Below are 22,454 nucleotides of genomic sequence, written 5' to 3' on the forward strand. Positions count from 1 at the left end.
TGAACGAGGCCGATCCCCTCGCCCACCGGGGGGATCCACCCACACGGGAGTGAACCATGGGTATCAAGGACAAGATCCAGGACCAGGCCGGGCAACGGCAGCAGCAGGGCCGTGAGCGCGCCCAGGAGAGCCGCGAGAGGGCCGGCCGGCGGTCGTCGCAGCCGCAGCACGAGCGCGGCCGCCGGGACATCGACGACATCCACGACGAGATGGACGAGCGCATCGACCGGGACTACGACCGGTAACCGGCCTTCTCGAGGCTCGGCTCCGGCCGGGCCGTGCGGGGTGCCCCCGGTGACCGGGGGCACCCCGCCCGCGTGTGGTCAGCGGTGCCGCGGGGGCAGCTTGGGGCGGGACCGGTCGGGGACGGCGTCGTAGCCGGGCGGCGCGGCCACCGGTGTCGTCTCCAGCAGCTTCAGCGCGAGCTCGATCGCGGTGTCCATCTCCACGTGCCGGCCCTCGGCCCAGTCCAGCGGGGTGCGCAGCGACTCCACGTCGGGGCTGACACCGTGGTTCTCCACGTCCCAGCCGTAGGCGTCGAACCAGGCCGCGTTCATCGGCACGGTGATGACGGTGCCGTCGCCCAGGCGGTGCCGCCCGGTCATGCCGACCACACCGCCCCAGGTGCGCTGGCCCACCACCGGCCCCAGCTTCAGCAGTTTGAACGCCGCGGTGATCATGTCGCCGTCGGAGGAGGTCGCCTCGTCGGCGAGTGCCACGATCGGTCCGCGCGGCGCGAGCGTGGTGTACGACACCGGCTGCGCGCCCCGGGTCAGGTCCCAGCCCAGAATGGGACGGGTCAGCTTCTCGATGACCAGCTCGCTGATGTGGCCGCCGGCGTTGCCGCGGACGTCCACGATGAGCGCCGGCCGGGAGATCTCCATGCGCACGTCCCGGTTGAACTGCGCCCAGCCGGACCCGCCGAGGTCGGGGATGTGCAGATAACCGCAGCGGCCGTCGCTCAACTCCCGCACCACGGCGCGGCGTTTGGCCACCCAGTCCTGGTAGCGCAGCGGCCGGTCGTCGACGAGCGGGACGACCGCGACCCGGCGGGGCGGACCGTCGCCGTCCCCGGACGCGAAGGTCAGCTCCACCGTCGTCCCGCCGGTCCCGGCCAGCAGCGGCCCCGGACCGGCCACCGGGTCCACCGGGCGGCCGTCGACATGGGTGAGCACCGCGCCCGGGCGGATGCCGGTGCCGGCCAGCGGGGAGCGGGCCCGGGAGTCGGAGGAGTCGCCGTGCAGGATCCGTTTGACCACCCAGCGGCCGTCCCGGCACACCAGGTTGGCGCCGAGCAGGCCCTGCCAGCGCTGGTAGTGCGCCGGTCCCTCGTTGCGCCGGGCGGCGGCGACATAGGCGTGGGAGGTGCCCAGCTCGCCCAGCACCTCGCGCAGCAGATCGGCGAACTCGTCCGGGGACGCCACCTCGTCGACCAGCGGACGGTACTGGGCGAGCACCCCGTCCCAGTCGATGCCGCTCATGCCCGGGTCCCAGAAGTAGGCCCGGATCAGCCGTCCCGCCTCCTCGTAGGCCTGCCGCCACTCGGCGCCGGGGTCGGCGATGTGCCGGATGCGGCGGGTGTCGATCCAGGTGGTGCTGTCGCTGTCGCCGATGTCGGTGGACGGCACCGAGCGCAGATCGCCCTCGTCGGCCACGACCAGCCGGGTGCCGTCGCCGCTGACCCGGAACCAGTCCAGGTGCGGGACGAGTTCGCTCTTCTTCGCCTTGCCGAGGTCGAAGTGCTCCAGCGTGGGCCGGCCGGTGGTGTCGGCGGGGTTGGCGAAGGTCTCGCCGAGCGCCCCGGAGATCGGCCAGCGCAGCCAGACCAGGTCGCCGCCTGCGACCGGGGTCAGCGCCGAGTACTTGGAGGCGATGACCGGGAAGGGCGTCACCCGCATCTCCAGCCCCTCCACCTCCACGGTGACCGCGCCGGACTCGCCGGTCTCCTCCAGCGGGTCGAGACCGCCCGCGGCCGGCCGGCCCTCGGGGTTCAGCGCGAACGGCGAGGGGGTCGCCGAGGACAACGGCACCAGGTAGGGCTTGCAGCCCAGCGGGAAGGACAGGTCGCCGGTGTGCACGTCGTACACCGGGTCGAAGCCACGCCAGGACAGCAAGGCCAGGTAGCGGCCGTCCCGGGTGAAGACCGGATTCTCGTCCTCGAACCGGCCGTTGGTGACGTCCACGACGAACCGGTCCTGGATGCGGGCCATCTTGATCTGCCGCAGGGCGCGGCCGACGGTGGGATGCGACCAGGTCAGCCAGGCCCCGTCCGGGGAGAAGGCGAGGTCGCGCACCGGCCCGTTGTCGGAGCGGACCAGCTCGGTGACCTCCTCGCCGTCCGGTGCGCCGGACCTGTCCTCCGCCACGTCGAGCAGCAGCAGCCGTCCGTCGTGGCTGGCCAGGGCGAGCCGCTCGCCCTCCGGGTCGGAGACCAGCTCCAGGACGCGGCCGAGCTTCCCCGAGGCGAGCCGGCGCGGGGGACGGGCGCCGGTGGCCCGCGGCAGATCGGCGATCTCGACGGCGTCGTCGCCGTCGGCGTCGGTGACGTAGGCGATCCTGCCGCTCGCGCCGAGCATCTCCGGCAGCCGGATGCGGACCCCGGGGGTGTCGACGAGGGTGCGGGCGGGGCCGTCGCGGTGGGTCAGCCAGTACAGGGAGCCGCGGACGACGACGGCGCTGGCCCGGCCGGTCTCGTCGACGGACAGGCCGTCGATGTTCTGCGCGGCCGGCACCGGGTAGGGGCGGCGGCCGGCCCGCGGACCGCTCAGCCGCACGGTCAGCTTGCGCGGCTCGGCGTCCGGGGAGAGGTCGTCCACGATCCACAGCTCGCCCGCGCACTGGTAGACCACGCGTCGGCCGTCGCTGGCGGCGTGCCGGGCGTAGAAGGCGTCGTGGTCGGTGTGGCGGCGCAGATCGCTGCCGTCGTGGGCACAGGAGTAGAGGTTGCCGACGCCCTCGTGGTCGGAGAGGAAGGCGATCCGGTCGCCGACGAACATCGGGCAGGCCAGGTGGCCGCCGATGTCCGGCAGCAGCCGCTGTCCGTGCAGCCACAGCCGGCCCATGGCGCCGCCGCGGTAGCGCTTCCAGGAGGCGGGCTCGTGCGGCGGGGTCCCGGTCAGCAGCAGCGTCTTGCGTTCCCCGTCGAGGTCGGCGACCTGCAGATCGGACACCGGACCCCAGGGCAGCTTGCGTCCGGGGGAGCCGTCGGTGTCCACCTTGTAGGCCCAGGTGAAGTAGGAGAACGGCTCGCTCTGCGAGGTCACGGCGAGGATCTCGGTGCGGCCGTGCTCGTCGGGCGGGCTCCAGCCGCACACCCGGGTGTCGGTGCAGCCCCAGTAGGTCAGCTGCCGGCCCGGGCCGCCCTCCACCGGGACCAGGTGGATCTCGGGTGCGAGGCTGCGCCAGCTCGTGTACGCGATGTGGCGTCCGTCGGGCGAGAAGCGGGGGTGGCCGGTCTTGGTGCGGTCCACGGTGAGCCGCCAGGCACGGCCGGCGCCGTCGAGCGGTGCCAGCCAGAGGTCGTCCTCGGCCACGAAGCACAGCAGGTCGCCGCTGAGGTGCGGCAGGCGCAGATAGCTCACTCACCCATGCTTCGTCCGCGGCCCGGCGGCAGCAACTCGTACGCCGATCGGGTCAGGCACCTGGGCCTTCACGCGGGGCCTTTATACGGATCCGACAGTCGTGACCCAATACACGTACGAAACGGTTTCGTTTCGTTCGAGGGGTGGGATAGATTCTTCCCCGTAGGACCGAGCCTGACGTCGGGGGGACCCCGTCATGGCGGAGCGGGAGGGCAAGCCGATGGCCGAGTCAGCCAGGGGGGCGGCGATCGCCGCACAGGACGCGGCATCCGCCCCGGCGCGCCGCAGTCGGATCACACCCGAGCGCGAGGCCGAGCTGTACCGGGCCGTGCTCGACCTGCTCACCGAGGTCGGCTACGACGCCCTCACCATGGACGCCGTGGCCGCCCGCACCCGCTCCAGCAAGGCGACGCTCTACCGCCAGTGGGGCGGCAAGGCCGAGCTGGTGGTCAAGGCCCTCCGGCACAGCAGTCCGGGCCAGACCGGCGAGATCGACACCGGCTCCCTGCGCACCGACCTGCATGCCCTGGTGACCCGCCAGGACGACTGCGTCGTCGAGCAGAACTCCGCGCTGATGCGCGGCCTGGCCATGGCGATGCACGCCAACCCCGACCTCAGACAGGCCTTCCGGGACCACTACATCGAACCGGAGACCCGTGAGTTCCGGCGACTGCTGCAACGCGCCGTCGACCGGGGCGAGGTACGACCCGACTGCCCGGCCATGGACTTCATGGTGCACATGCTGGCCGGCGGCTTCACCGTCCGCACCCTGATCGAGGACCAGCCGCCCACCCAGGAGTTCCTGCGCTCCTACATCGACGCCGTGGTTCTCCCCGCCCTCGGCGTCCACACCGACTGACACCCGACACCATCCGCACCCCCCACCACCTGACGCGGCCGCTCACGTCGTCGGGCCGATGACCCCTGCCCCCGTGACCCTCAACGACCTGACCGGGAGTACGCCCTCGTGGCCACGTTCCTGTACAAACTGGGCCGAACCGCCTTCCGGCGGCGGCATCTCGTCGCGCTGATCTGGGTGGCGCTGCTCGCGCTCGCCGGCATCGGCGCCGCCACCGCGCCCCCCGCGGGCAGCACCTCCTTCGCCATACCCGGCACCGAGGCCCAGCGGGCCTTCGACCTGCTCGAGCAGCGCTTCCCCGGCGCCGGCGCCGACGGTGCGACCGCGCGGGTGGTGTTCCGGGCACCCGACGGCGAGAAGGTGACCGACGCCGGCCGCAAGGCCGCCGTGCAGAAGACCCTGAAGGAGCTGTCCGCCTCACCCGAGGTGGCCTCCGTCACCGACCCCTACACCACCGGCGCCGTCAGCAAGGACGGCACCATCGCCTACACCTCGGTGCGCTACCAGGTCCCCGGCATCCAGCTGGAGGACTCCTCCCGCACCGCGCTCCAGGACGCCGCGCAGGACGCGCGGGAGACCGGGCTGACCGTGGAGATCGGCGGCGACGCGCTGAGCACCGTGCCCGAGACCGGCGCGACCGAGGTGATCGGCGTCGTCATCGCCGCCGTGGTGCTCGTCGTCACCTTCGGCTCGCTGGTCGCCGCCGGGCTTCCCCTGGTCACCGCGCTCATCGGCGTCGGCATCGGGGTGAGCACGGTCACCGCCCTCGCCGAGGCCCTGGACCTGGGCTCCACCACCTCCATCCTGGCCTCGATGATCGGCCTGGCCGTCGGCATCGACTACGCCCTGTTCATCGTCTCCCGCTACCGCGCCGAACTGGCCGAGGGAGCGAGTCGCGAGGAGGCGGCCGGACGGGCCGTGGGCACCGCCGGCTCCGCGGTGGTCTTCGCCGGCCTGACCGTGGTCATCGCCCTGGTCGGCCTGGCCGTCGTCAACATCCCGATGCTGACCAAGATGGGCGTCGCGGCGGCCGGCACGGTCGTCGTCGCCGTCCTCATCGCGCTCACCATGATCCCGGCGCTGCTCGGCTACGCCGGACGCCGGGTCAAGCCGGCCGGCGCCAAGAGCCGGCTGCTCGGCGGCGGCCGCGCCGCCGGCTCGTCCGACCGCCCCAACCTGGGCACCCGCTGGGCGCGCTTCGTCGTCCGCCGGCCCGTCGTCGTGCTGCTGCTCGGCGTGGTCGGCCTGGGCGCCGCCGCCCTCCCCTCCGCCTCGCTGGAACTCGGCCTGCCCGACGACGGCTCCCAGCCCGTCTCCACCACCCAGCGCCGTGCCTACGACCTGCTCTCGGAGGGCTTCGGCCCCGGCTTCAACGGACCGCTCATGGTCGTCGTCGACGCCGCGGACAGCTCCCGCCCCGCCGCCGCCTTCAGCGCGGTGCGCGACACCATCACCTCCCTGCCCGACGTCGTCTCGGTCAGCCCCGCCCAGCCCAACAAGGCCGGCGACACCGCGATGATCACGGTGGTGCCCGGGTCCAAGCCGTCCTCGGCGAAGACCGAGCAGCTGGTGCACGCCATCCGCGACGCCTCCGCCGGCATCACCCCGAAGACCGGCGCGACGGTGCTGGTCACCGGCTCCACGGCGATGAACATCGACGTCTCGCAGAAGCTCGACGACGCCCTGCTGCCCTACCTGGCCCTGGTGGTCGGCCTCGCCTTCCTGCTGCTGATCGTGGTGTTCCGCTCGGTGCTGGTGCCGCTGAAGGCGGCCCTCGGCTTCCTGCTGAGCGTGCTCGCCGCGCTCGGCGCGGTGGTCGCCGTCTTCCAGTGGGGGTGGCTGTCCGGCCCGCTGGGCGTGGAGCAGACCGGCCCGGTGATGTCGATGATGCCGATCTTCATGGTGGGTGTCGTCTTCGGCCTCGCCATGGACTACGAGGTGTTCCTCGTGACCCGCATGCGCGAGGCCCACGTCCACGGGGAGGAGCCCCGCCGGGCCGTCGTCACCGGCTTCCGGCACGGTGCACGGGTCGTCACCGCCGCGGCCGTCATCATGATCGCCGTCTTCTCCGGCTTCGTCGGCTCCGGCGAATCCATGATCAAGATGATCGGCTTCGGCCTGGCCGTCGCCGTCCTCTTCGACGCCTTCGTCGTGCGCATGGCCCTCGTCCCGGCGGTCCTCGCCCTGCTCGGCCGCCGGGCCTGGTGGCTGCCGGCCTGGCTGGAGCGCATCCTGCCCGACGTGGACGTGGAGGGCGAGGGCCTGCGCACCGCGCAGCAGCGCCGCCCCGACCCGGACGCGGACCCCGACGGAAAGCGCGAACTGGTCGGCGCCTGACGGCGTCCGCGCCCGCGAGGACGAGCGGCAGGAACCGTGAAGCCGGGACCGGTCCGGCCCACGGATCCGTAGCCTGCTGCCCATGACGACCACGTCCTCCGCGACCCCCGCTTCGACGTCCTCCGCCTCGGCGGCCCGCCTCCGGTCCGCCGAGGCACCGCGCATCCCGCGCCCCGGCCCACGCCGCGCGGACGCGCGCAGGGGCATGGCGTGACGCCGGTCGTCACCGCGGCCGTGCTGCTGGCCGCGGTCACCCACGCCAGCTGGAACGCCATAGCCCACCGGATCACCGACAAACTCGTCGGGTTCACGCTCATCTCGGGCGGCGGGCTGCTCATCGGGCTGCTGCTCGCCCCGTGCGCCGCCGCCCCGCGCGCGGCCGCCTGGCCGTATCTGCTCGTCTCGGCCGCCATCCATGTCACCTACTACGCGCTGCTGATGACGTCCTTCCGGCTCGGGGACTTCGGGCAGGCCTACCCGATCGCGCGCGGCACCGCGCCGCTCGTCGTCACCGTGCTCGCCGCCCTGTTCGCCGACGAGGTACCCGACGGCTGGGCGGCCGCCGGTGTGGCCCTGTCCTGCGCCGGGCTGACCGGGGTCGCCCTGTGGGGGCTGCGAGGACGGCGGCCCGACTGGGCGGCGCTCGCGGCCGCACTGGCGACCGGGCTGACCATCGCCGGATACACGGTGGTCGACGGACTCGGGGTGCGCGCCTCCGGCTCCCCGCTCGGCTACACCGCCTGGCTCATGATCGCCGAGGGCATCGCGATCCCCGCCTGGGCGGCGATGCGTTGGCGCGGCCGCACCCTCGCGATGCTCCGGCCGTCCGCCGCCGTCGGACTGCTCGGCGCCGCCCTGTCCGTCACGGCGTACGGGCTGGTGCTGTGGGCGCAGACCCGGGCCGACCTCGCCCCGATCGCGGCGCTGCGCGAGTCGTCCGTCCTGGTCGGCGCGGCGATCGGCGCCGTGGTCTTCAAGGAGCGCTTCGGCGTGCCGCGCATCGCGGCGGCCGGACTGCTGGTCGTGGGCATCGGCCTGATGCTGCACGGCGGTTGAGCCCCGGCCCGCTCCCGCCGACCCGTCCGGTGCTGCGGGCCCAGAGGGAAAGGCGCACCCTGGAAACAGGTGTTCCGGAGGTGAGGGCCATGATGCACACCGCTGTGGGATGGCACGTCGAGATCGAGTTCCAAGAGGACGACCAGCACACCAGAGCCGCCGCCATGGTGCGCCTGCCCGACGGCACCGAGATCCGGGGGCACGGCCGGGCCAGCCGCTACCGCACCGATCCCAACCAGCCGCGGGTCGGCGAGGAGATCGCCGGCGCCCGGGCGCTGAACGAACTCGCCATGCAGCTGCTGGACAAGGCGCACGAGGAGATCGACCAGGCCTCGGGACGCACGTCCCAGCCGATCCACATCTGAGGACACCATCCGCGTGCGGGCCACGGCCGCCGCGGACGTGTCCTCCGGTCGCCGCCGGCCGGGCGGTTCGGCGTCAGGCGAGCGAGGCGCGCACCGCGCGGACCAGGGCCTGGGCCCGCGGGTCCGCCGTCACACCGGAGCGGAAGCCGTTGGTGACATAGCCGAACGCGATGCCCGAGTCCGGGTCGGCGAAGCCGAGGGCGCCGCCCCGGCCGGGGTGGCCGAAGGAGCCCGGGCCCAGCAGCGGCGCGGCTCCGCCGTGCAGCATGTAGCCCAGGCCGAAACGGGTCGAGGCCACCAGCACCCGGTCCGGGCCCGCCGAGACCTCGGCCCTGGCCCGCGCGGCCGTCTCCGGCGTGAACAGGCGCACCCCGCCGTCCACCTCGCCGATGAGGGAGGCGTAGAAGCGGGCCAGGCCGTCGGCGGTGGCGATGCCGTTGGAGGCGGGCAGCACGGCGGCCCGGTAGGCCGGGTCGTTCTCGTCCGGTCCGGGACTGATCGCGCCGAAGGCCCGGCGGGTCAGGGACGCGGGATCGCCGTAGGCCTCGGCCAGGGAGCGCTTGGGCCGGATGCGCAACCCGCCCGGCTGTGCGGCGGGCGCCTCGACGGGGCCGACCCGGCCCGCCCGGTGTGCCTCGCCGGCCGGCAGCCCCACCCACAGATCCGCGCCGACGGGCCCCGCGATCTCCTGCGCGATCCACGCCCCGATGGACCGGCCCGTGACCCGGCGGACCAGTTCGCCGGTCAGCCAGCTGTAGGTCTGCGCGTGGTAGCCGTGGTCCGTGCCCGGCTCCCACACCGGCGCCTGGGCCGCCACGGCCGCGGCGCCCCGCTCCGGGTCGACGGCCTCGGCGGCGGTCAGCGGCCGGTCCAGCACCGGCACCCCCGCCCGGTGCGCCAACAGATGCCACACCCTGGTGTGCTCCTTGCCCGCCGCCTTGTACTCGGGCCAGTACGACCCGACCGGCGCGTCCAGGTCCAGCTCGCCGCGCTGGTGCAGCAGCAACAGCACCGCGGCGGCCACGCCCTTCGTCGCCGAGCGCACGATCTGCGCGGTGCCCTGCTCCCAGGGGGCGGCGTCGTCCGCCGCGTCCACGTCCCGGGTTCCGGCCCACAGGTCGACGACCTTGTGCCCGTCCCGGTAGACCGCGACCGCCGCACCGCGCTCACCGCGGTCGGTGAAGTTGGCCGCGAACGCCTGCCGGACCGGTTCGAAGCCCTCGGCCACCGCACCGTTCACGTCCACGCCCCTGCTCCCGTCACGTCGTTGTCGTTTCGTTGCCTCGACCGCCGCACTGCCTGCGACGGTGAGTGCAACAGCGCCGTGACGCCTGGGATTCCTCAGTGCGGGGTGCCCGTCGTCACCGAGCGGGGGTCGAAGCCGAACGGCAGCTCCAGACGGTGGGCGCGCATCAGCTCCTCGTCGGAGAGCAGCTCGCCGGTCGGGCCGTCCGCCGCGATCACCCCGTCGCTGAGGATCAGCGACCGCGGGCACAACTCCAGCGCGTACGGCAGGTCGTGGGTGACCATCAGCACCGTCACGTCCAGCGAGCGCAGGATGTCGGCGAGTTCACGGCGGGAGGCCGGGTCGAGGTTGGACGACGGCTCGTCCAGCACGAGGATCTCCGGCTCCATCGCGAGCACGGTGGCCACCGCGACCCGGCGCCGCTGCCCGAAGGACAGATGGTGCGGCGGGCGGTCCGCGAAGTCCTGCATGCCGACCCGCTCCAGGGCCGTGCGCACCCGCTGCTCCAGCTCGGGCCCCTTGATCCCGGCCGCGGCCGGCCCGAACGCGACGTCCTCGCGCACGGTCGGCATGAACAACTGGTCGTCCGGGTCCTGGAAGACGATGCCGACCTTCTGCCGGATGGCGGCCATGTGCTGCTTGCCGACCGGCAGCCCGGCCACGGTCACCGTGCCGGTGCCGCCGCCGAGGATGCCGTTGAGGTGCAGCACGAGGGTGGTCTTGCCGGCGCCGTTCGGGCCGAGCAGCGCCACCCGCTCCCCGCGGTGGATGGTGAAGTCGACCCCGAACAGGGCCTGATGCCCGTCGGGGTAGGCGAAGGCGAGGCCGGAGACCTGAAGGGACGGCACGGGCGCAGCAGAAGACACAGTCACAGCATCCATCCCAGCAGACAGACCACGAGCGCGGCACAGGGGAGGGCCAGGGCCCGCGACCACTGCGCCCCGGAGGCGTTCACCTCGTCGATCACCGGCATGGACCCGGCGTAGCCGCGGCTGACCATGGCCAGGTGGACGCGCTCGCCGCGTTCGTAGGAGCGGATGAACAGCGCGCCCGCGGACTTGGCGAGCACACCCCAGTGCCGGACGCCGCGCGCCTCGAACCCGCGGGACTCGCGGGCGATGCGCATGCGCCGCATCTCGTCGGTGATCACATCGCCGTAGCGGATCATGAAGGAGGCGATCTGCACCAGCAGCGGTGGCAGCTTCAGCCGCTGCAGGCCGAGCAGCAGCTCCCGCAGCTCGGTGGTGCTCGCCAGCAGCACGGAGGCGGCGACCCCGAGGGTGCCCTTGGCGAGCACGTTCCAGGCGCCCCACAGGCCGTTCACGCTCAGCGACAGCCCCAGCACCTCGACCCGGTCGCCCTCGGCCACGAACGGCATGAGCACCGCGAAGGCGACGAACGGGATCTCGATCAGCAGCCGTGTGAGCAGGAAACCGGCCGGCACCCGGGCCAGGGCCGCCACCGCGGCCAGCAGCACGGCGTACACGGCGAACGCCCACATCGCCTCCCGCGGGGTGGACACCACCACCACGACGAAGGCGAAGGCCGCGGCGAGCTTGGTGTGCGGCGGCAGCGCGTGCACCGGCGAGTCGCCCTGCCGGTACAGCCGGTGCGCGTGCCCGGCGCCCATCAGGCGGCGCCGCCGGCGGTGGACGCGGAGTCCTCGGCGGCCGAGCGGCGCCTGCGCACCGCCCAGAACACACCGCTGCCCACGACGACGGTGACGCCGACCCCGATCACGCCCGCGAGGCCGCCGGACAGCCGGTCGTCGGAGATGTCCTTCACGCCGTAGTCGGCCAGCGGCGAGTCGGCCGCCGCGTGCTCCTTCTCCGTCTTGTCGATCCCGTGGTCGTGGGCGACCTTCTCCAGGCCGTCGGGGTCGGCGGAGGCGTAGAAGCTGACGACACCGGCGAGGACCAGGGAGGTGACCAGCCCGGTGATCCACAGCGGGCGGTGCGACCGAGCGGCGGCGGGCGCGGGAGCGGGCGCGGCGTCGGGCGCGTCGACCAGTTCACCGTCGACCCGCAGCTTCAGCCGCTGCTGCAGCCCGCGGGCCCCGTACACCAGGTCGGGGCGGACGGCGATCACGGCGCCGACGGTCAGCGCGGTGATCACGGCCTCGCCGATGCCGATGAGCACATGGACGCCGATCATGGCGGTGGCCACCTTGCCGATCGACACATCGGTGGTGCCGCCGACCGCGTAGAGCAGGGTGAAGGCCACCGCGGCGGCCGGCACCGAGAGCAGCGCGGCCACGAACGAGGCGACCGTCACCGAGCGGCGGCGGCGCGGCAGCACCTTCACCAGGCCGCGGAAGACGGCGTAGGACACCACGGTGGTGACGATCGCCATGTCCGTGATGTTGACGCCGAGCGCGGTCAGCCCGCCGTCGGCGAAGAGGAGGCCCTGCATCAGCAGGACCACGGACACGCACAGGACCCCGGTACAGGGGCCCACGAGTATCGCGGCCAGGGCTCCGCCCAGCAGGTGGCCGCTGGTGCCGGCCGCGACGGGGAAGTTCAGCATCTGCACCGCGAAGATGAAGGCGGCGACGAGGCCGGCCAGCGGTGCGGTGCGCTCGTCGAGTTCCCGGCGCGCGCCGCGCAGACTCACGGCGAGGGCGCCGGCGGCGATCACACCGGTGGCTACGGACGTGGGGGCGTCGATGAATCCGTCAGGCACATGCACCGTTCGATGATAGATGCTTGTTGCGAACCATTTGCAAGAGCGGGTCCCTGTCGGCCGAGCCGCCTCAGGATGCTCGAACGTATCCGCAGCAAGAAAAAAGGAATGAAACCGGAAATCCGGGTCATTGCTCAAAGAGAAGGTGCAGAGGAGGGCATCCAGGAGGGGTCCTCGGAAGCTGGCCTTCTGTCCGGGCAGGGCGCGGAGAGCGAGGGACCGTACGATGCCGGCAGTCGAACAGTTCGCACGGGCCCGCGTGGTCACCGACGACGACTCCCAGGGCGAGCGCGACGCCGTCCCCGTCGTCCTGCACTACGAACCGCACCACGACCCCGAGGCGGTGCGGATCGTGCTGCCCGATGCCCGCGTCCGGGTCTTCCCCCGGTCCCTGCTCGAACAGGGCCTGCGCCGCCCCGCCGGCACCGGCGAGGTCCGGGTGTGGCCGTGCGGCCGGGTGCAGACGGTGCTGGAGTTCCACTCCGCCCGCGGCGTCTCGGTGGTGCAGATCGAGACCAAGACGCTCGTCGACTTCCTGCGCCGCACCTACACGGAGGCCATGGCGACCGCCTTCGCCCACGGCTGACAGCCGCCATGGCCCGATGTCCCCGACGGCCCGGTTCAGCCGCCCGCCTTCAGCAGGGCCGCCACGATCGGGCCCGCCGTGTCGCCGCCGTGCCCGCCCGCCTGCACGACCGCGGCCGCCGCGAGATCGTCCCGGTAGGCGGTGAACCAGCCGTTCGGCTTCTCCTGCCCGTCGACCTCCGCCGAGCCGGTCTTCGCACCGACGTCACCGCCGACCCCGGCCATCGCCTTCGCGGCCGTGCCGTACTGCACGGTGTACCGCATCACGTCCTTCAGCTGCGCCCGGGTCTTCGCGGACATGGTCCGCGCGGCCTGCGCCAGCGAGCGGTGATCCACGTCCGGGGAGACCAGGTACGGCTGGCGGAAGGTGCCCGCCTGGACCGTCGCCGCCACCGACGCCATGTTCAGCGGGTTCATCCGCACCCCGCCCTGGCCGATCAGCGAGGCGCCCATCTGCGCGCCGCTCTGCACCGGGACGGAGCCGTCGAACGACGGCACCCCGATGGCCCAGTCGTTCATGCCCAGCCCGTAGACCTCCTGGGCCTCCTTCGTCAGATCGCTGTTCGACAGCTTCGGCGCGAAGTCGATGAACGCGTTGTTGCAGGACGCCCCGAAGCTCTGCCGGAACGTGCCCTTCTTGATCTCGGAGTTGCCGTCGTTGTGGAACGTCCAGCCCGCCAGGTCGTAGGTCTTGGGACACGGGTGCTGGGCGTCCGGGGTGACGAGCCCCTTCTCGAACAGCATCGTCGCCGTGACGATCTTCATCGTGGAGCCGGGCGCCAGGGACCCCAGGAAGGCCGTGTTGAAGCCGTGTCCGCTGTTGGCCACCGCCAGGATCTCGCCGGTCGAGACCCGCAGCACCACGACCGAGGCCCGCTTGCGCCGGTTCACCTGGTCCTCGGCGGCGGCCTGCAGCGCCGGGTCCAGCGTCGTGCGGACCGTGCCCGGAGTGCCCTGGCTCAGCTCCAGCAGCGTCTTGTCCGACAGCTTGGCCTTCTTGGACTCGGCCCCGCGCACCACCCGCAGTTCCACACCGGCCCGGCCGCCGGCCGTCTTGCCGTACTTGTCCCGCAGCCCGTCCAGGACCGTGCCCAGCGACGGGTACTTCGCGACGGTCAGCTCGTCGCCGTTCCGGTCCAGCGCCTTCACCGGCGGGGTGCCGGCTTCCCCGGTGACCAGGGTGTCGCCGTCCCGCAGTTCCGGGTGGACGACCGAGGCGTGCCAGTCCACCACCGGGGCGCCGTCGGAGGCGCGCCGCACCACGGTCAGCGCGCTGTCGTAGCTCAGCGGCTTGCGCAGCCCCTCGTAGGCCACCGTCGCCTTCACCGAGAAGGGCACCTCGGTGCCGCTGGGGGCGCCCTGGGTCAGGGTGACGTCTGTCAGACGGGCGTCCTCGGCGAACCCGGTCAGCAGGGCCGTGGCGGCGGTGGCGTCGCTCGTCGCGGCGGCCGCCTCGGCGGGCCTGCCCTGCTGCCAGGCGGTCAGGAAGCGCGTGGCGGTGCCGCGCACCTCGTCCGCCGTCAGCGGGCCGGTCTTCACCGTCTTGTGCACGCCCGCGGACCGGCCCTCGGCCGCGCCGCCACCGAACAGCGTGTACGCGCCGAACCCCGCACCACCGGCGACCACCGCGATCACCGCGCCGATCACGGCGGGAGCCGTCCTTCGCCGCTCGGGGACGCGCCTTCTCTTGCCCACTGCCTTCCGTCCTTTGCCCGTTCCGGGCCGCTTGCGGCCCGATGCCGTCGCCGTTCGTGCCCCTCGCACCCGGCGACGGCACACCACCCTAAGGAGTCCGCGTCGCAGGTCAGGGCGGCGGCAGCCGCTTAGTAGCCAACCTGCGACAAACACCGTGCGGCACGGTGCGGGACCTTCGCGGGGTCAGCCGGCGGCGCGCAGCACCGCCGCCACGACCGGGCCCGCGGCGTCCCCGCCGTGGCCTCCGCTCTGCACCATGGCGGCGGCCGTCACGTCGTTGCGGTAGCCGGTGAACCAGCTGTTGGACACCGCCTGCCCGTCGACCTCGGCGGAACCGGTCTTGGCACCGATGTCGCCGCTGAGCCCGGACATCGCGGCGGCCGCGGTGCCGGAGGTGGCGGTGCGGTGCATCATCTGCCGCAGCTGGGCGACCGTGCCCGCCGACAGGCCCTGCGCCTGCGCCAGCTCACGGCCGTCGAGGCTCTGCGGCACGAGCACCGGCTGGCGGAACCGGCCCGTGATCGCGGTCGCCGTCACCGACGCCATGTTCAGCGGGCTCATCTGTACCTGGCCCTGCCCGATCAGGTTGGCGGCGGTGTCCGGGCCGCCGGACGCGGGCACCGACCCGTCGAACGACGGAATGCCGGTCTTCCAGTTGTCCCGGCCCAGCCCGAACCGGTCCTCGGCCTCCCGGGTCAGCAAGTCCACTGTCACCTCGTCCGCGTACTTCACGAACGCCGTGTTGCACGACCGCGCGAAACTGTCGGAGAGCGTGGCGTGCTCGTCCGGTGTCATACCGGTCAGATTGCGGAAGGTCTGGCTCTGCCACACCGCCGTCTCGGGACAGGGCGCCGGTCCGTTCGCCGTCGTGATGCCGTTGTCGATCAGCGTCGCGGCACTGATGATCTTCATGGTGGAACCGGGGGCCAGCCGCCCCAGGAACGCCGCGTTGAACGCGTCCTGCCGATGGTTGGCCACGGCCAGCACCTCACCGGTGGACGCCTGCACGGCCACCACCGACGACTCCGCGAACCGCTGCACCGCCGCTTCGGCCGCCGCCTGCGCACGCGCACTGATCGTGGTGCGCAACGTCCCCGGCCTGCCCTCGGTCAGTGTGACCAGCGGCGTGTCGGCGGCACCGGAGCCGGTGTGCCGGACACGCAGCTCCACGGCCGGTGAACCGCCTGCCTTGTCCCCGTACTTGGCCCGCAGCTCGTCCAGGATCGGCCCGAGCGACGGGTAGTCCTCCTTCGTCAGCACCACCCCGTCACGGTCGACCGCCTCGATCGGCGCGGCGTCCGACGGACCGGTGACCAGCGTGTCGCCCTTCTCCAGCCCCGGATACACCACCGACGGCTGCCAGTCGACCAGCGGCCGGTGCGTGCTGACCCCGCGCACCACGCTCAGCTGCGAGCGGTAGGACAGCGGCTTGCCGGTGCCGTCGTAGGACACGGTGGCCTTCACCGAGAACGGCACGGTGGTCCCCGAGGCCTTCCCCGGCGTGATCGCGACCTGCGAGATGTGCGCATCCGTCCCGTAGGCCGACAGCAACGCCTGCGCCTCGACCGGGTAGTTGGTGTAGGACGCCGCGGTCCGCGCGTCGCCCTTCTCCCAGGCCGCGAAGAACTTCCGGGTGGTCTCCTGCACCTCGTCCGCATCGGGCGGCCCGGTCCGCACGGGAGAGGCTCCGCCGGCGACCACGGATCCGTTCAGCGCCGAGACGACGCTGTACGCCCCGTACCCGGCCCCGCCCAGCAGGACGACGACCACCCCGCCGACGACAGCGGCCTTCACACCCTTGCGCACGACAGCGCTCCCTCCCCGTGCCGGCCCCACCGGCCGATGCGCACACGAGGCGAATACGCGTGCGATGACCGTGTGCGGTTGCACTGTAGGTGCAGGGCGGGGACGCAGGTGCGCAAAGTTCGCTGTTGTTCCCGGAAATTGGCCGAAGAGAGATCAATCGGTTCGGGTCGGATCGGCGCGTCGGACGGTGCGCGAGTCCGCCGGCGCCCTCGCGCCGGGTGTCCCGGGCCGCCCGGCCGGCACGCGATGCTCCGTCCTCGACACGCTGCTGCAACTGCTGCGCTTCGGCTGCTCCTGCCGGGCCATCGCTGACACGACCTGCGCGGCCGCCATGATCCGGAGTCGTCGCGACGAGCGGACACCATTCGGCGTCTTCACGCGGTTCAAGCGGATCGCGTTGGACTTTGGCGACCGGATCGTCGGCCTCGTCCTCGGCCGGACAACCGGCGACGGCTCCATCATCGAACTCCCGGAGGCGGCGAGCCGACAGGGCGTTCTCCGGTCGACCCTAGTCATCCGCCGTGTTCGCCAGATAGGCCCGGTTGACGTCGATCAGGCGGTCAAGTGCTTCTCTGGCGGCGATGAGGCCCTCAATGGTGGATGAAAGGCGGGTTCGCTCCCGATTCATCGCGGCCAGGGCCTGCCTGGCTCTGCTCATGTTTGGCTCCGTCATGCAGGGGACCATTTCCGCGATGGTTCTGCTGGACATGCCTGCGGCCAGGAATGTCTGAATCAGTGCCACCCGCTGGACGTGATCGTCGTCGTAGTACCGCTGGCCACTGGGGGATCTCGTGCTGACCAGCAAGCCCTGCTGCTCGTAGTAGCGCAGTGATCGACGGCTTACTCCGGTCCGGGCGGACAGTTCACCGATCCGCATGCCAACCCATCCGTGTGTATCGGGTCACAGCTACTTGCCCCTGACATCGATGTGAGCATTTAGGTTGACTCTACGGCTCGCGACCCGCAGCCAGGAAATCCGGTCGCCGGCGTCTCGCATCGGCGAGCACGAAAGGCAGAAGTCCGTGATCAAATTCGTTTTCATGATCAACCGTCTCGACGGGATGACCACCGAGGAATTCGTTGAGCATCACCGAAACCGCCACGCCCCGTTGTTCACCTCGATTCCGGAGGCGCGGCGGTACGTGAGGAAGTACACCGTCTCCCACCCGGTGCCCGCTGAAGGGTATCCGAGTCCTGCCTACGACGGCATCACTGAGATCTGGTTCGACAGCTGGGCGGATCACGACGCCTTCTTCACGTCCAAGAACTACACGGAGTTGGTGAACCCGGACGAGAGTACGTTCATCGATATGAAGTCGGTGGCGGTGATGGTCACTGAAGAAAAGGTTGTGATCTAGCCTGTCGTTCGGATCGTCCCGGCGTCGCGAGGGCTGGCACGCCCATCTGCCGCGTGTCGTCACGCGCAGACGCTCCGCGTCGACACCGTCCTCCGCCGTGCAGCCGCACGCACCAGAACCCGCGCGGGCCGTCCGGGAGGCACCGCACTTCGCGGCCGGCTGATCCGAGCGACAGGCCTCAGCCCTTCGGGCTGCGCGCTTTCTGTCGCGGGTGATGCGGCGGGTCATCAACGGGAGGGCAGGCACGGGCCGCCCCGGTGATCACAAGCGTCGCAGCTCCGTGATCACCAGGACCTGTGCTCGTCCGGGGCCGGGTACCACTGCCCTGCCTGCCCGCGGGTTGGCCGGCCCCTCTAGACCCAGGTATCCAGCCACATCCGCGCCCGCCAGTCCTCGATCGGGATCGCGGTGCCGGTGTACAGCGGCCAGAAGTAGATGAAGTTCCAGGCGATCAGCAGCACCAGGACGCCGGCGCCGGTGGCGCCTGCCACGCGGCGGGTGTCGGAGGTGCCGGGCGGGCCGAGGAGGGCGCCGATCAGCATGGCCACGGCCAGGCACAGGAACGGCACGAAGACCACGGCGTAGAAGAAGAAGATCGTGCGCTCCTGGTACAGGAACCAGGGCAGATACCCGGCCGCCACACCGCAGGCGATGGCGCCCGCCCGCCAGTCGCGGCGGAAGAACCAGCGCCACAGCACGTACACCAGCGCCGCGCACGCCGCCCACCACAGCATCGGGGTGCCCAGGGCGAGGACCTCGCGGGCGCACTTGTCGCCGGCGTCGACCGGGCAGCCGTCCGTGCCGGGGGAGGGCGACTCGTAGAAGTACGACACCGGGCGGCCGTCGACGATCCAGCTCCACGGGTTGGACATGTAGGTGTGCGGCGAGGACAGGCCGACGTGGAACGTGTACACCTCGTGCTCGTAGTGCCACAGGCTGCGCAGCCAGTCCGGCAGGAAGGTCCACCTCCCGCCCCGGCCCTCGGTGGCCGCCCAGTCGCGGAAGTAGCCGCCGGTGCCGTCGGCGGGGGAGAGGATCCAGCCCAGCCAGGACAGCAGGTACACGGCGAGCGCGACCGGGACCGTGGCCAGGAACGTGATGCCGGTGTCCCGCTTCAACGCGGCCAGGTACGGCCGGTGGGCCCCCGCCACCCGGCGGGCGCCGGCGTCCCACAGCACGGCCATCACACAGAACGCGGCCAGGATGTACAGGCCGTTCCACTTGGTGCCGATCGCCAGGCCCAGCAGCAGCCCGGCCGCCCACCGCCACGGCCGCCACCCCAGACGGGCGGTCTCCGCGACGTACGCGTCCGGCCGGAGTCTGCCGTCCGCGTCCACGGGCAGGGCGGCGGCCAGCCGCGCCCGGGAGCGGTCGCGGTCGATGAGCAGGCAGCCGAAGGCCGCCACGACGAAGAACATCAGCACCCCGTCGAGCAGCGAGGTGCGGCTCATCACGAAGTGCAGTCCGTCCACCGCCATCAGCGCGCCCGCCACACAGCCGAGGAAGGTGGAGCGGAACAGGCGACGGCCGATCCGGCACAGCATCAGCACCGACAGCGTCCCGAGCAGCGCCGTCATGAAACGCCAGCCGAACGGGTCGAACCCGAACATCAGCTCGCCGAGCCCGATCACGTACTTCCCGACCGGCGGATGCACCACGTACGCCGCGTCGTGCGGCACGGGGACGTGCCCGCCGGTGCTCAGGATCAGGTCGTTGGCGTTCTTGTCCCAGTTGACCTCGAAGCCGCGGTGGACGAGCGCCCACGCGTCCTTGGCGTAGTACGTCTCGTCGAATATGACCGCCTTCGGGCTGCCCAGATGCCAGAACCGCAGCACCCCTGCCAGCAGCGTCACCAGCAGCGGCCCGCCCCAGCCCGACCAGCGGGCCAGCCGGTCGCCGAGCCGCCGCGGCAGACAGAGGGCCGCCCACAGCCGTGGTCCCGGCTGCGTGTACGGCGGCACCAGCCGCTCGGCGAGGTCGGCGTCGCGTGCGGGCCCCGCCGCGACGGGCCGGTGGCCGAAGCGGCGCAGCCGCCCCTGCCACGACGACCGCTGCTCGTGGGGGGCCAGGTCCTTCCGGGTGTCCGTGGAGGACGCGGTACTGGTCACCCGCGCCATGGTAGGGAACCGTGCTGTGCGAGTCCCGTGCTCCGCCGCACCGGCCGGATGCGCGTCCGGCACCGGCCGTGCCGTGACGCCCCGGACGGCTTGAGAGGATGAGGGACGTGACTGGAACCCTTGTCTTGGCGGGCACCCCCATCGGCGACGTCCAGGACGCGCCGCCCCGGCTCGCCGTGGAGCTGGCCGAGGCGGACGTGGTGGCCGCGGAGGACACCCGGCGGCTGAAGCGGCTCGCGCAGGCCCTCGGCGTCACCCCGCGCGGGCGCGTGGTGTCGTACTTCGAGGGCAACGAGTCCGCCCGCACCCCGGAGCTGGTCCAGGAGCTGCTGGGCGGGGCACGGGTGCTGCTGGTGACGGACGCGGGCATGCCGTCGGTGTCCGACCCCGGCTACCGGCTGGTCGCCGCGGCCGTGGCCGAGGACGTCCGGGTCACCGCCGTGCCCGGCCCGTCCGCGGTGCTCACCGCGCTGGCACTGTCCGGGCTGCCGGTCGACCGGTTCTGCTTCGAGGGGTTCCTGCCGCGCAAGGCGGGCGAGCGGATCTCCCGGCTGAAGGAGGTCGCCGAGGAGCGGCGCACGCTCGTCTTCTTCGAGTCCCCGCACCGCATCGAGGACACGCTCGCGGCGATGGCGGAGGTGTTCGGCGCCGACCGGCGCGCCGCGGTGTGCCGCGAGCTGACCAAGACGTACGAGGAGGTACGGCGCGGCGGGCTCGGCGAGCTGGCGGCCTGGGCCGCCGAAGGGGTGCGCGGTGAGATCACCGTGGTGGTCGAGGGCGCGCCCGAGAAGGGGCCCGAGGAGATCGACGCGGCCGAGCTGGTGCGGCGGGTCCGTGCCCGCGAGGAGGCCGGCGAGCGCCGCAAGGAGGCCATCGCGGCGGTCGCGGCCGAGGCGGGACTGCCCAAGCGGGAGGTCTTCGACGCGGTGGTGGCGGCCAAGCACGCGGGGTGAGGACCGGCCGGGTCGCCGGTCGTACCGAGCCGGGCAGGGGCGTGCGCCCGGAGCGCGGCGGTGGTGGCTGAACAGGCGGCGGGGCGCTGTGCGGCGCATGCGTCGTGAGGGGTCTCACATCCGCTGCGAGCAGGGGGTATCTCGCCCGGCGAGCGCCCCATGCGCGGGCAAAGCCCCGTTTCGGGACGGCAAAGCGACACCCGCCGTTGGAGGCCCTTGGGTAAGCAAACGCCCACATCACCGCCAACACTCGACAGGTCGCCTGCGTCCGGCCCGGCGCGGTCGTCCACTGGAGGGCGGGGGAGACGCACCGCCACCCCCGTCTCCAGCGGCGATGTGAGGAGCCGGTATGAGCGAGATCACCGGACGGGCCGGACACCGGAAGGCGGCGGACGCCGTCGTCGAGGAGTCGTACTCCTTCGCCTGCATGCACTGCGGGCACGGCTGGGAGCAGACATTCCAGATAGAGCACCACACCGACGCCCACGGCAGCCCCTTCGTGGTGTGGGTGGCCGACGGCCGGGTCGTGCCGTCGCCGCTGAGCCGGCCCGCCTGCCGCAACTGCGACGGACACCTGGTGCGGATCATGCGGCCCGGCCGGGTGGCCCGCGCGCAGAGCCACCTGCACAGTCACCCGCACGAGGACGGTCACCGGCGGCACCGCCCCGCGGTGTCCGCGGCGGCTCCGGCGTCCCGGTCCGCGCCCGGGGAGGAGGCGACGGCCCGCGAGCCCGGGGAGCACCACCACTGGCACCTGGCGGACCTGCTGCATCCGTTCCACCACCGCAAGGCCGGCTGAGCGGCACGGCCGGCCGGACCGACAACCGTGCGGGAGCGGGCGGCGCCGGTGCCTTCCGTAGGATCGGGGGTATGCCTTCGAACGCCGACAAGGCCGACAAGAACGCGGCGCCCCCGCTCCCCGAGCCCCTGCGGACACCGGTCGCCGACTCCCACACCCACCTCGACATGCAGGCGGGCACCGTGGAGGAGCAGCTGGCCAAGGCGGCGTCGGTGGGCGTGACCACGGTCGTGCAGGTGGGGTGCGACCTGGCCGGCTCGCGCTGGGCCGCCGAGACGGCGAAGGCGCACCCGAACGTCCATGCGGCGGTCGCCCTGCACCCCAACGAGGCACCGCGCATCGTCCACGGCGACCCCGACGGATGGTCCCGCCAGGGCGCCCGGGAACCCGGCGGCACGGCGGCCCTGGACGAGGCGCTCGCCGAGATCGACCGGCTCGCCGCCCTGCCCGAGGTCAAGGGCGTGGGCGAGACCGGCCTCGACCACTTCCGCACCGGCCCGGAGGGCATACAGGCCCAGGAACAGTCCTTCCGCGCCCACATCGAGATCGCCAAACGGCACGGCAAGACCCTGGTCATCCACGACCGCGAGGCCCACGCCGACGTCCTGCGCATCCTGAAGGAGGAGGGCGCCCCCGAGCGCACGGTGTTCCACTGCTACTCCGGCGACGCGGAGATGGCCGAGGTGTGCGCCCGCGCCGGCTACTTCATGTCCTTCGCCGGGAACGTCACCTTCAAGAACGCGCAGAACCTGCGGGACGCCCTCGCCGTGGCCCCGCTGGAGCTGGTGCTGGTGGAGACCGACGCGCCGTTCCTGACCCCGGCGCCGTTCCGCGGGCGGCCCAACGCGCCGTATCTGATCCCGGTCACCCTGCGCGCCATGGCCGAGGTGCGGGGCGTCGACGAGGACACCATGGCCGCGGCCCTGGCCGCCAACTCCGCCCGCGCCTTCGACTACTGACGCGGCGGTCCGCTAGGAGCACGGCGGTCCGCTGCTGACGCGGCGGTCCGCTAGGG

General features: G+C 72.5%; 20 protein-coding genes and 1 pseudogene. 12 read left to right on the plus strand and 9 right to left on the minus strand.

The features are described from left to right. Positions 1-56 precede the first annotated feature (56 nt). Positions 57-245, plus strand: coding sequence for a hypothetical protein (locus tag OG899_RS15740; RefSeq protein ID WP_125497906.1), 189 nt, complete (start codon positions 57-59; stop codon positions 243-245). A gap of 78 nt (positions 246-323) precedes the next feature. Here the strand turns inward: OG899_RS15740 and OG899_RS15745 are convergent, their stop codons facing one another. Beyond that, positions 324-3,581: a S41 family peptidase gene (locus OG899_RS15745; protein ID WP_189427779.1), complete on the minus strand. Its 3,258-nt coding sequence runs from the start codon at positions 3,579-3,581 to the stop codon at positions 324-326. A 220-nt stretch (positions 3,582-3,801) separates the two neighbouring features. Between OG899_RS15745 and OG899_RS15750 the strand changes: the two genes are divergently transcribed. The 5 genes from OG899_RS15750 (at position 3,802) to OG899_RS15770 (ending at position 8,198) form a co-directional block, all read left to right on the plus strand. Beyond that, a complete protein-coding gene (locus OG899_RS15750; RefSeq protein WP_189427818.1) occupies positions 3,802-4,440 on the plus strand; it encodes a TetR/AcrR family transcriptional regulator in 639 nt (212 codons plus the stop codon). Positions 4,441-4,548: 108 nt separating this feature from the next. Then, positions 4,549-6,777 (plus strand): MMPL family transporter, encoded by a 2,229-nt coding sequence (locus OG899_RS15755; RefSeq protein ID WP_125497908.1) that lies wholly within the window; start codon positions 4,549-4,551, stop codon positions 6,775-6,777. 82 nt (positions 6,778-6,859) lie between these two features. Next, on the plus strand, positions 6,860-6,991 hold the full coding sequence (locus tag OG899_RS15760; protein ID WP_406311064.1) for a hypothetical protein: 132 nt from the start codon (positions 6,860-6,862) through the stop codon (positions 6,989-6,991). Beyond that, entirely contained in the window at positions 6,988-7,833 is an 846-nt protein-coding gene (locus tag OG899_RS15765; RefSeq protein ID WP_189427778.1) for a DMT family transporter, read from the plus strand. The genes OG899_RS15760 and OG899_RS15765 overlap by 4 nt, the downstream gene beginning before the upstream one ends. 89 nt (positions 7,834-7,922) lie before the next feature. Next, positions 7,923-8,198: a DUF1876 domain-containing protein gene (locus OG899_RS15770; RefSeq protein WP_125497910.1), complete on the plus strand. Its 276-nt coding sequence runs from the start codon at positions 7,923-7,925 to the stop codon at positions 8,196-8,198. A gap of 73 nt (positions 8,199-8,271) precedes the next feature. Here OG899_RS15770 and OG899_RS15775 read toward each other — a convergent pair whose 3' ends face one another. The 4 genes from OG899_RS15775 to OG899_RS15790 form a co-directional block, all read right to left on the minus strand. Next, a complete protein-coding gene (locus OG899_RS15775; protein ID WP_125497911.1) occupies positions 8,272-9,444 on the minus strand; it encodes a serine hydrolase in 1,173 nt (390 codons plus the stop codon). Between the two features lie 95 nt (positions 9,445-9,539). After that, positions 9,540-10,325 (minus strand): energy-coupling factor ABC transporter ATP-binding protein, encoded by a 786-nt coding sequence (locus OG899_RS15780; RefSeq protein WP_125497912.1) that lies wholly within the window; start codon positions 10,323-10,325, stop codon positions 9,540-9,542. Beyond that, a complete protein-coding gene (gene cbiQ, locus OG899_RS15785; protein ID WP_125497913.1) occupies positions 10,313-11,074 on the minus strand; it encodes a cobalt ECF transporter T component CbiQ in 762 nt (253 codons plus the stop codon). Before cbiQ ends, OG899_RS15780 begins: the two co-directional genes overlap by 13 nt. Next, entirely contained in the window at positions 11,074-12,132 is a 1,059-nt protein-coding gene (locus OG899_RS15790) for an energy-coupling factor ABC transporter permease (protein ID WP_125497914.1), read from the minus strand. Before OG899_RS15790 ends, cbiQ begins: the two co-directional genes overlap by 1 nt. A 220-nt stretch (positions 12,133-12,352) precedes the next feature. Between OG899_RS15790 and OG899_RS15795 the strand changes: the two genes are divergently transcribed. Continuing rightward, positions 12,353-12,712: an SsgA family sporulation/cell division regulator gene (locus OG899_RS15795; RefSeq protein WP_125497915.1), complete on the plus strand. Its 360-nt coding sequence runs from the start codon at positions 12,353-12,355 to the stop codon at positions 12,710-12,712. A gap of 35 nt (positions 12,713-12,747) precedes the next feature. Here OG899_RS15795 and OG899_RS15800 read toward each other — a convergent pair whose 3' ends face one another. Together OG899_RS15800 and OG899_RS15805 are read right to left on the minus strand one after the other, a co-directional pair. Beyond that, entirely contained in the window at positions 12,748-14,406 is a 1,659-nt protein-coding gene (locus tag OG899_RS15800) for a penicillin-binding transpeptidase domain-containing protein (protein WP_125497916.1), read from the minus strand. Between the two features lie 183 nt (positions 14,407-14,589). After that, positions 14,590-16,212: a penicillin-binding transpeptidase domain-containing protein gene (locus OG899_RS15805; RefSeq protein ID WP_189427777.1), complete on the minus strand. Its 1,623-nt coding sequence runs from the start codon at positions 16,210-16,212 to the stop codon at positions 14,590-14,592. Between the two features lie 223 nt (positions 16,213-16,435). On the opposite strand from OG899_RS15805, the pseudogene OG899_RS15810 reads away from it, so the two are divergent. Beyond that, positions 16,436-16,719: pseudogene (locus OG899_RS15810) on the plus strand (IS5/IS1182 family transposase); the annotation flags it as partial. Between the two features lies 1 nt (position 16,720). Here OG899_RS15810 and OG899_RS15815 read toward each other — a convergent pair. Then, positions 16,721-17,089: a MerR family transcriptional regulator gene (locus tag OG899_RS15815; RefSeq protein ID WP_189427776.1), complete on the minus strand. Its 369-nt coding sequence runs from the start codon at positions 17,087-17,089 to the stop codon at positions 16,721-16,723. A gap of 145 nt (positions 17,090-17,234) precedes the next feature. On the opposite strand from OG899_RS15815, the gene OG899_RS15820 reads away from it, so the two are divergent. Continuing rightward, positions 17,235-17,570, plus strand: coding sequence for an EthD domain-containing protein (locus OG899_RS15820; protein ID WP_125497919.1), 336 nt, complete (start codon positions 17,235-17,237; stop codon positions 17,568-17,570). Positions 17,571-17,923: 353 nt separating this feature from the next. Here the strand turns inward: OG899_RS15820 and OG899_RS15825 are convergent, their stop codons facing one another. After that, the gene (locus OG899_RS15825) at positions 17,924-19,678 is read right to left on the minus strand and encodes a dolichyl-phosphate-mannose--protein mannosyltransferase (protein ID WP_189427775.1); all 1,755 of its coding nucleotides are present in this window, start codon (positions 19,676-19,678) and stop codon (positions 17,924-17,926) included. 116 nt (positions 19,679-19,794) lie between these two features. Here OG899_RS15825 and rsmI point away from each other — a divergent pair, with 116 nt between their 5' ends. The 3 genes from rsmI (at position 19,795) to OG899_RS15840 (ending at position 22,398) form a co-directional block, all read left to right on the plus strand. Continuing rightward, positions 19,795-20,640, plus strand: coding sequence for a 16S rRNA (cytidine(1402)-2'-O)-methyltransferase (rsmI, locus tag OG899_RS15830; RefSeq protein ID WP_189427774.1), 846 nt, complete (start codon positions 19,795-19,797; stop codon positions 20,638-20,640). 349 nt (positions 20,641-20,989) lie between these two features. After that, a complete protein-coding gene (locus OG899_RS15835) occupies positions 20,990-21,439 on the plus strand; it encodes a hypothetical protein (protein ID WP_125497922.1) in 450 nt (149 codons plus the stop codon). A 71-nt stretch (positions 21,440-21,510) separates the two neighbouring features. Then, a complete protein-coding gene (locus OG899_RS15840) occupies positions 21,511-22,398 on the plus strand; it encodes a TatD family hydrolase (RefSeq protein ID WP_189427773.1) in 888 nt (295 codons plus the stop codon). The last annotated feature ends 56 nt before the right edge of the window (positions 22,399-22,454 follow it).

Origin of the sequence: Streptomyces thermoviolaceus (assembly GCF_045209695.1) — a bacterium.
Lineage (GTDB): Bacteria > Actinomycetota > Actinomycetes > Streptomycetales > Streptomycetaceae > Streptomyces > Streptomyces thermoviolaceus.

What these genes read in the sequence shown, in the direction of transcription:
- OG899_RS15840 (WP_189427773.1), top strand. Translation starts at nt 21,511, where the DNA reads ATGCCTTCGAACGCCGACAAGGCCGACAAGAACGCGGCGCCCCCGCTC.
- OG899_RS15760 (WP_406311064.1), top strand. Translation starts at nt 6,860, where the DNA reads ATGACGACCACGTCCTCCGCGACCCCCGCTTCGACGTCCTCCGCCTCG.
- cbiQ (WP_125497913.1), bottom strand. Translation starts at nt 11,074, where the DNA reads ATGGGCGCCGGGCACGCGCACCGGCTGTACCGGCAGGGCGACTCGCCG.
- OG899_RS15795 (WP_125497915.1), top strand. Translation starts at nt 12,353, where the DNA reads ATGCCGGCAGTCGAACAGTTCGCACGGGCCCGCGTGGTCACCGACGAC.
- OG899_RS15835 (WP_125497922.1), top strand. Translation starts at nt 20,990, where the DNA reads ATGAGCGAGATCACCGGACGGGCCGGACACCGGAAGGCGGCGGACGCC.
- OG899_RS15815 (WP_189427776.1), bottom strand. Translation starts at nt 17,089, where the DNA reads ATGCGGATCGGTGAACTGTCCGCCCGGACCGGAGTAAGCCGTCGATCA.
- OG899_RS15750 (WP_189427818.1), top strand. Translation starts at nt 3,802, where the DNA reads ATGGCCGAGTCAGCCAGGGGGGCGGCGATCGCCGCACAGGACGCGGCA.
- OG899_RS15770 (WP_125497910.1), top strand. Translation starts at nt 7,923, where the DNA reads ATGATGCACACCGCTGTGGGATGGCACGTCGAGATCGAGTTCCAAGAG.
- OG899_RS15740 (WP_125497906.1), top strand. Translation starts at nt 57, where the DNA reads ATGGGTATCAAGGACAAGATCCAGGACCAGGCCGGGCAACGGCAGCAG.
- OG899_RS15780 (WP_125497912.1), bottom strand. Translation starts at nt 10,325, where the DNA reads ATGGATGCTGTGACTGTGTCTTCTGCTGCGCCCGTGCCGTCCCTTCAG.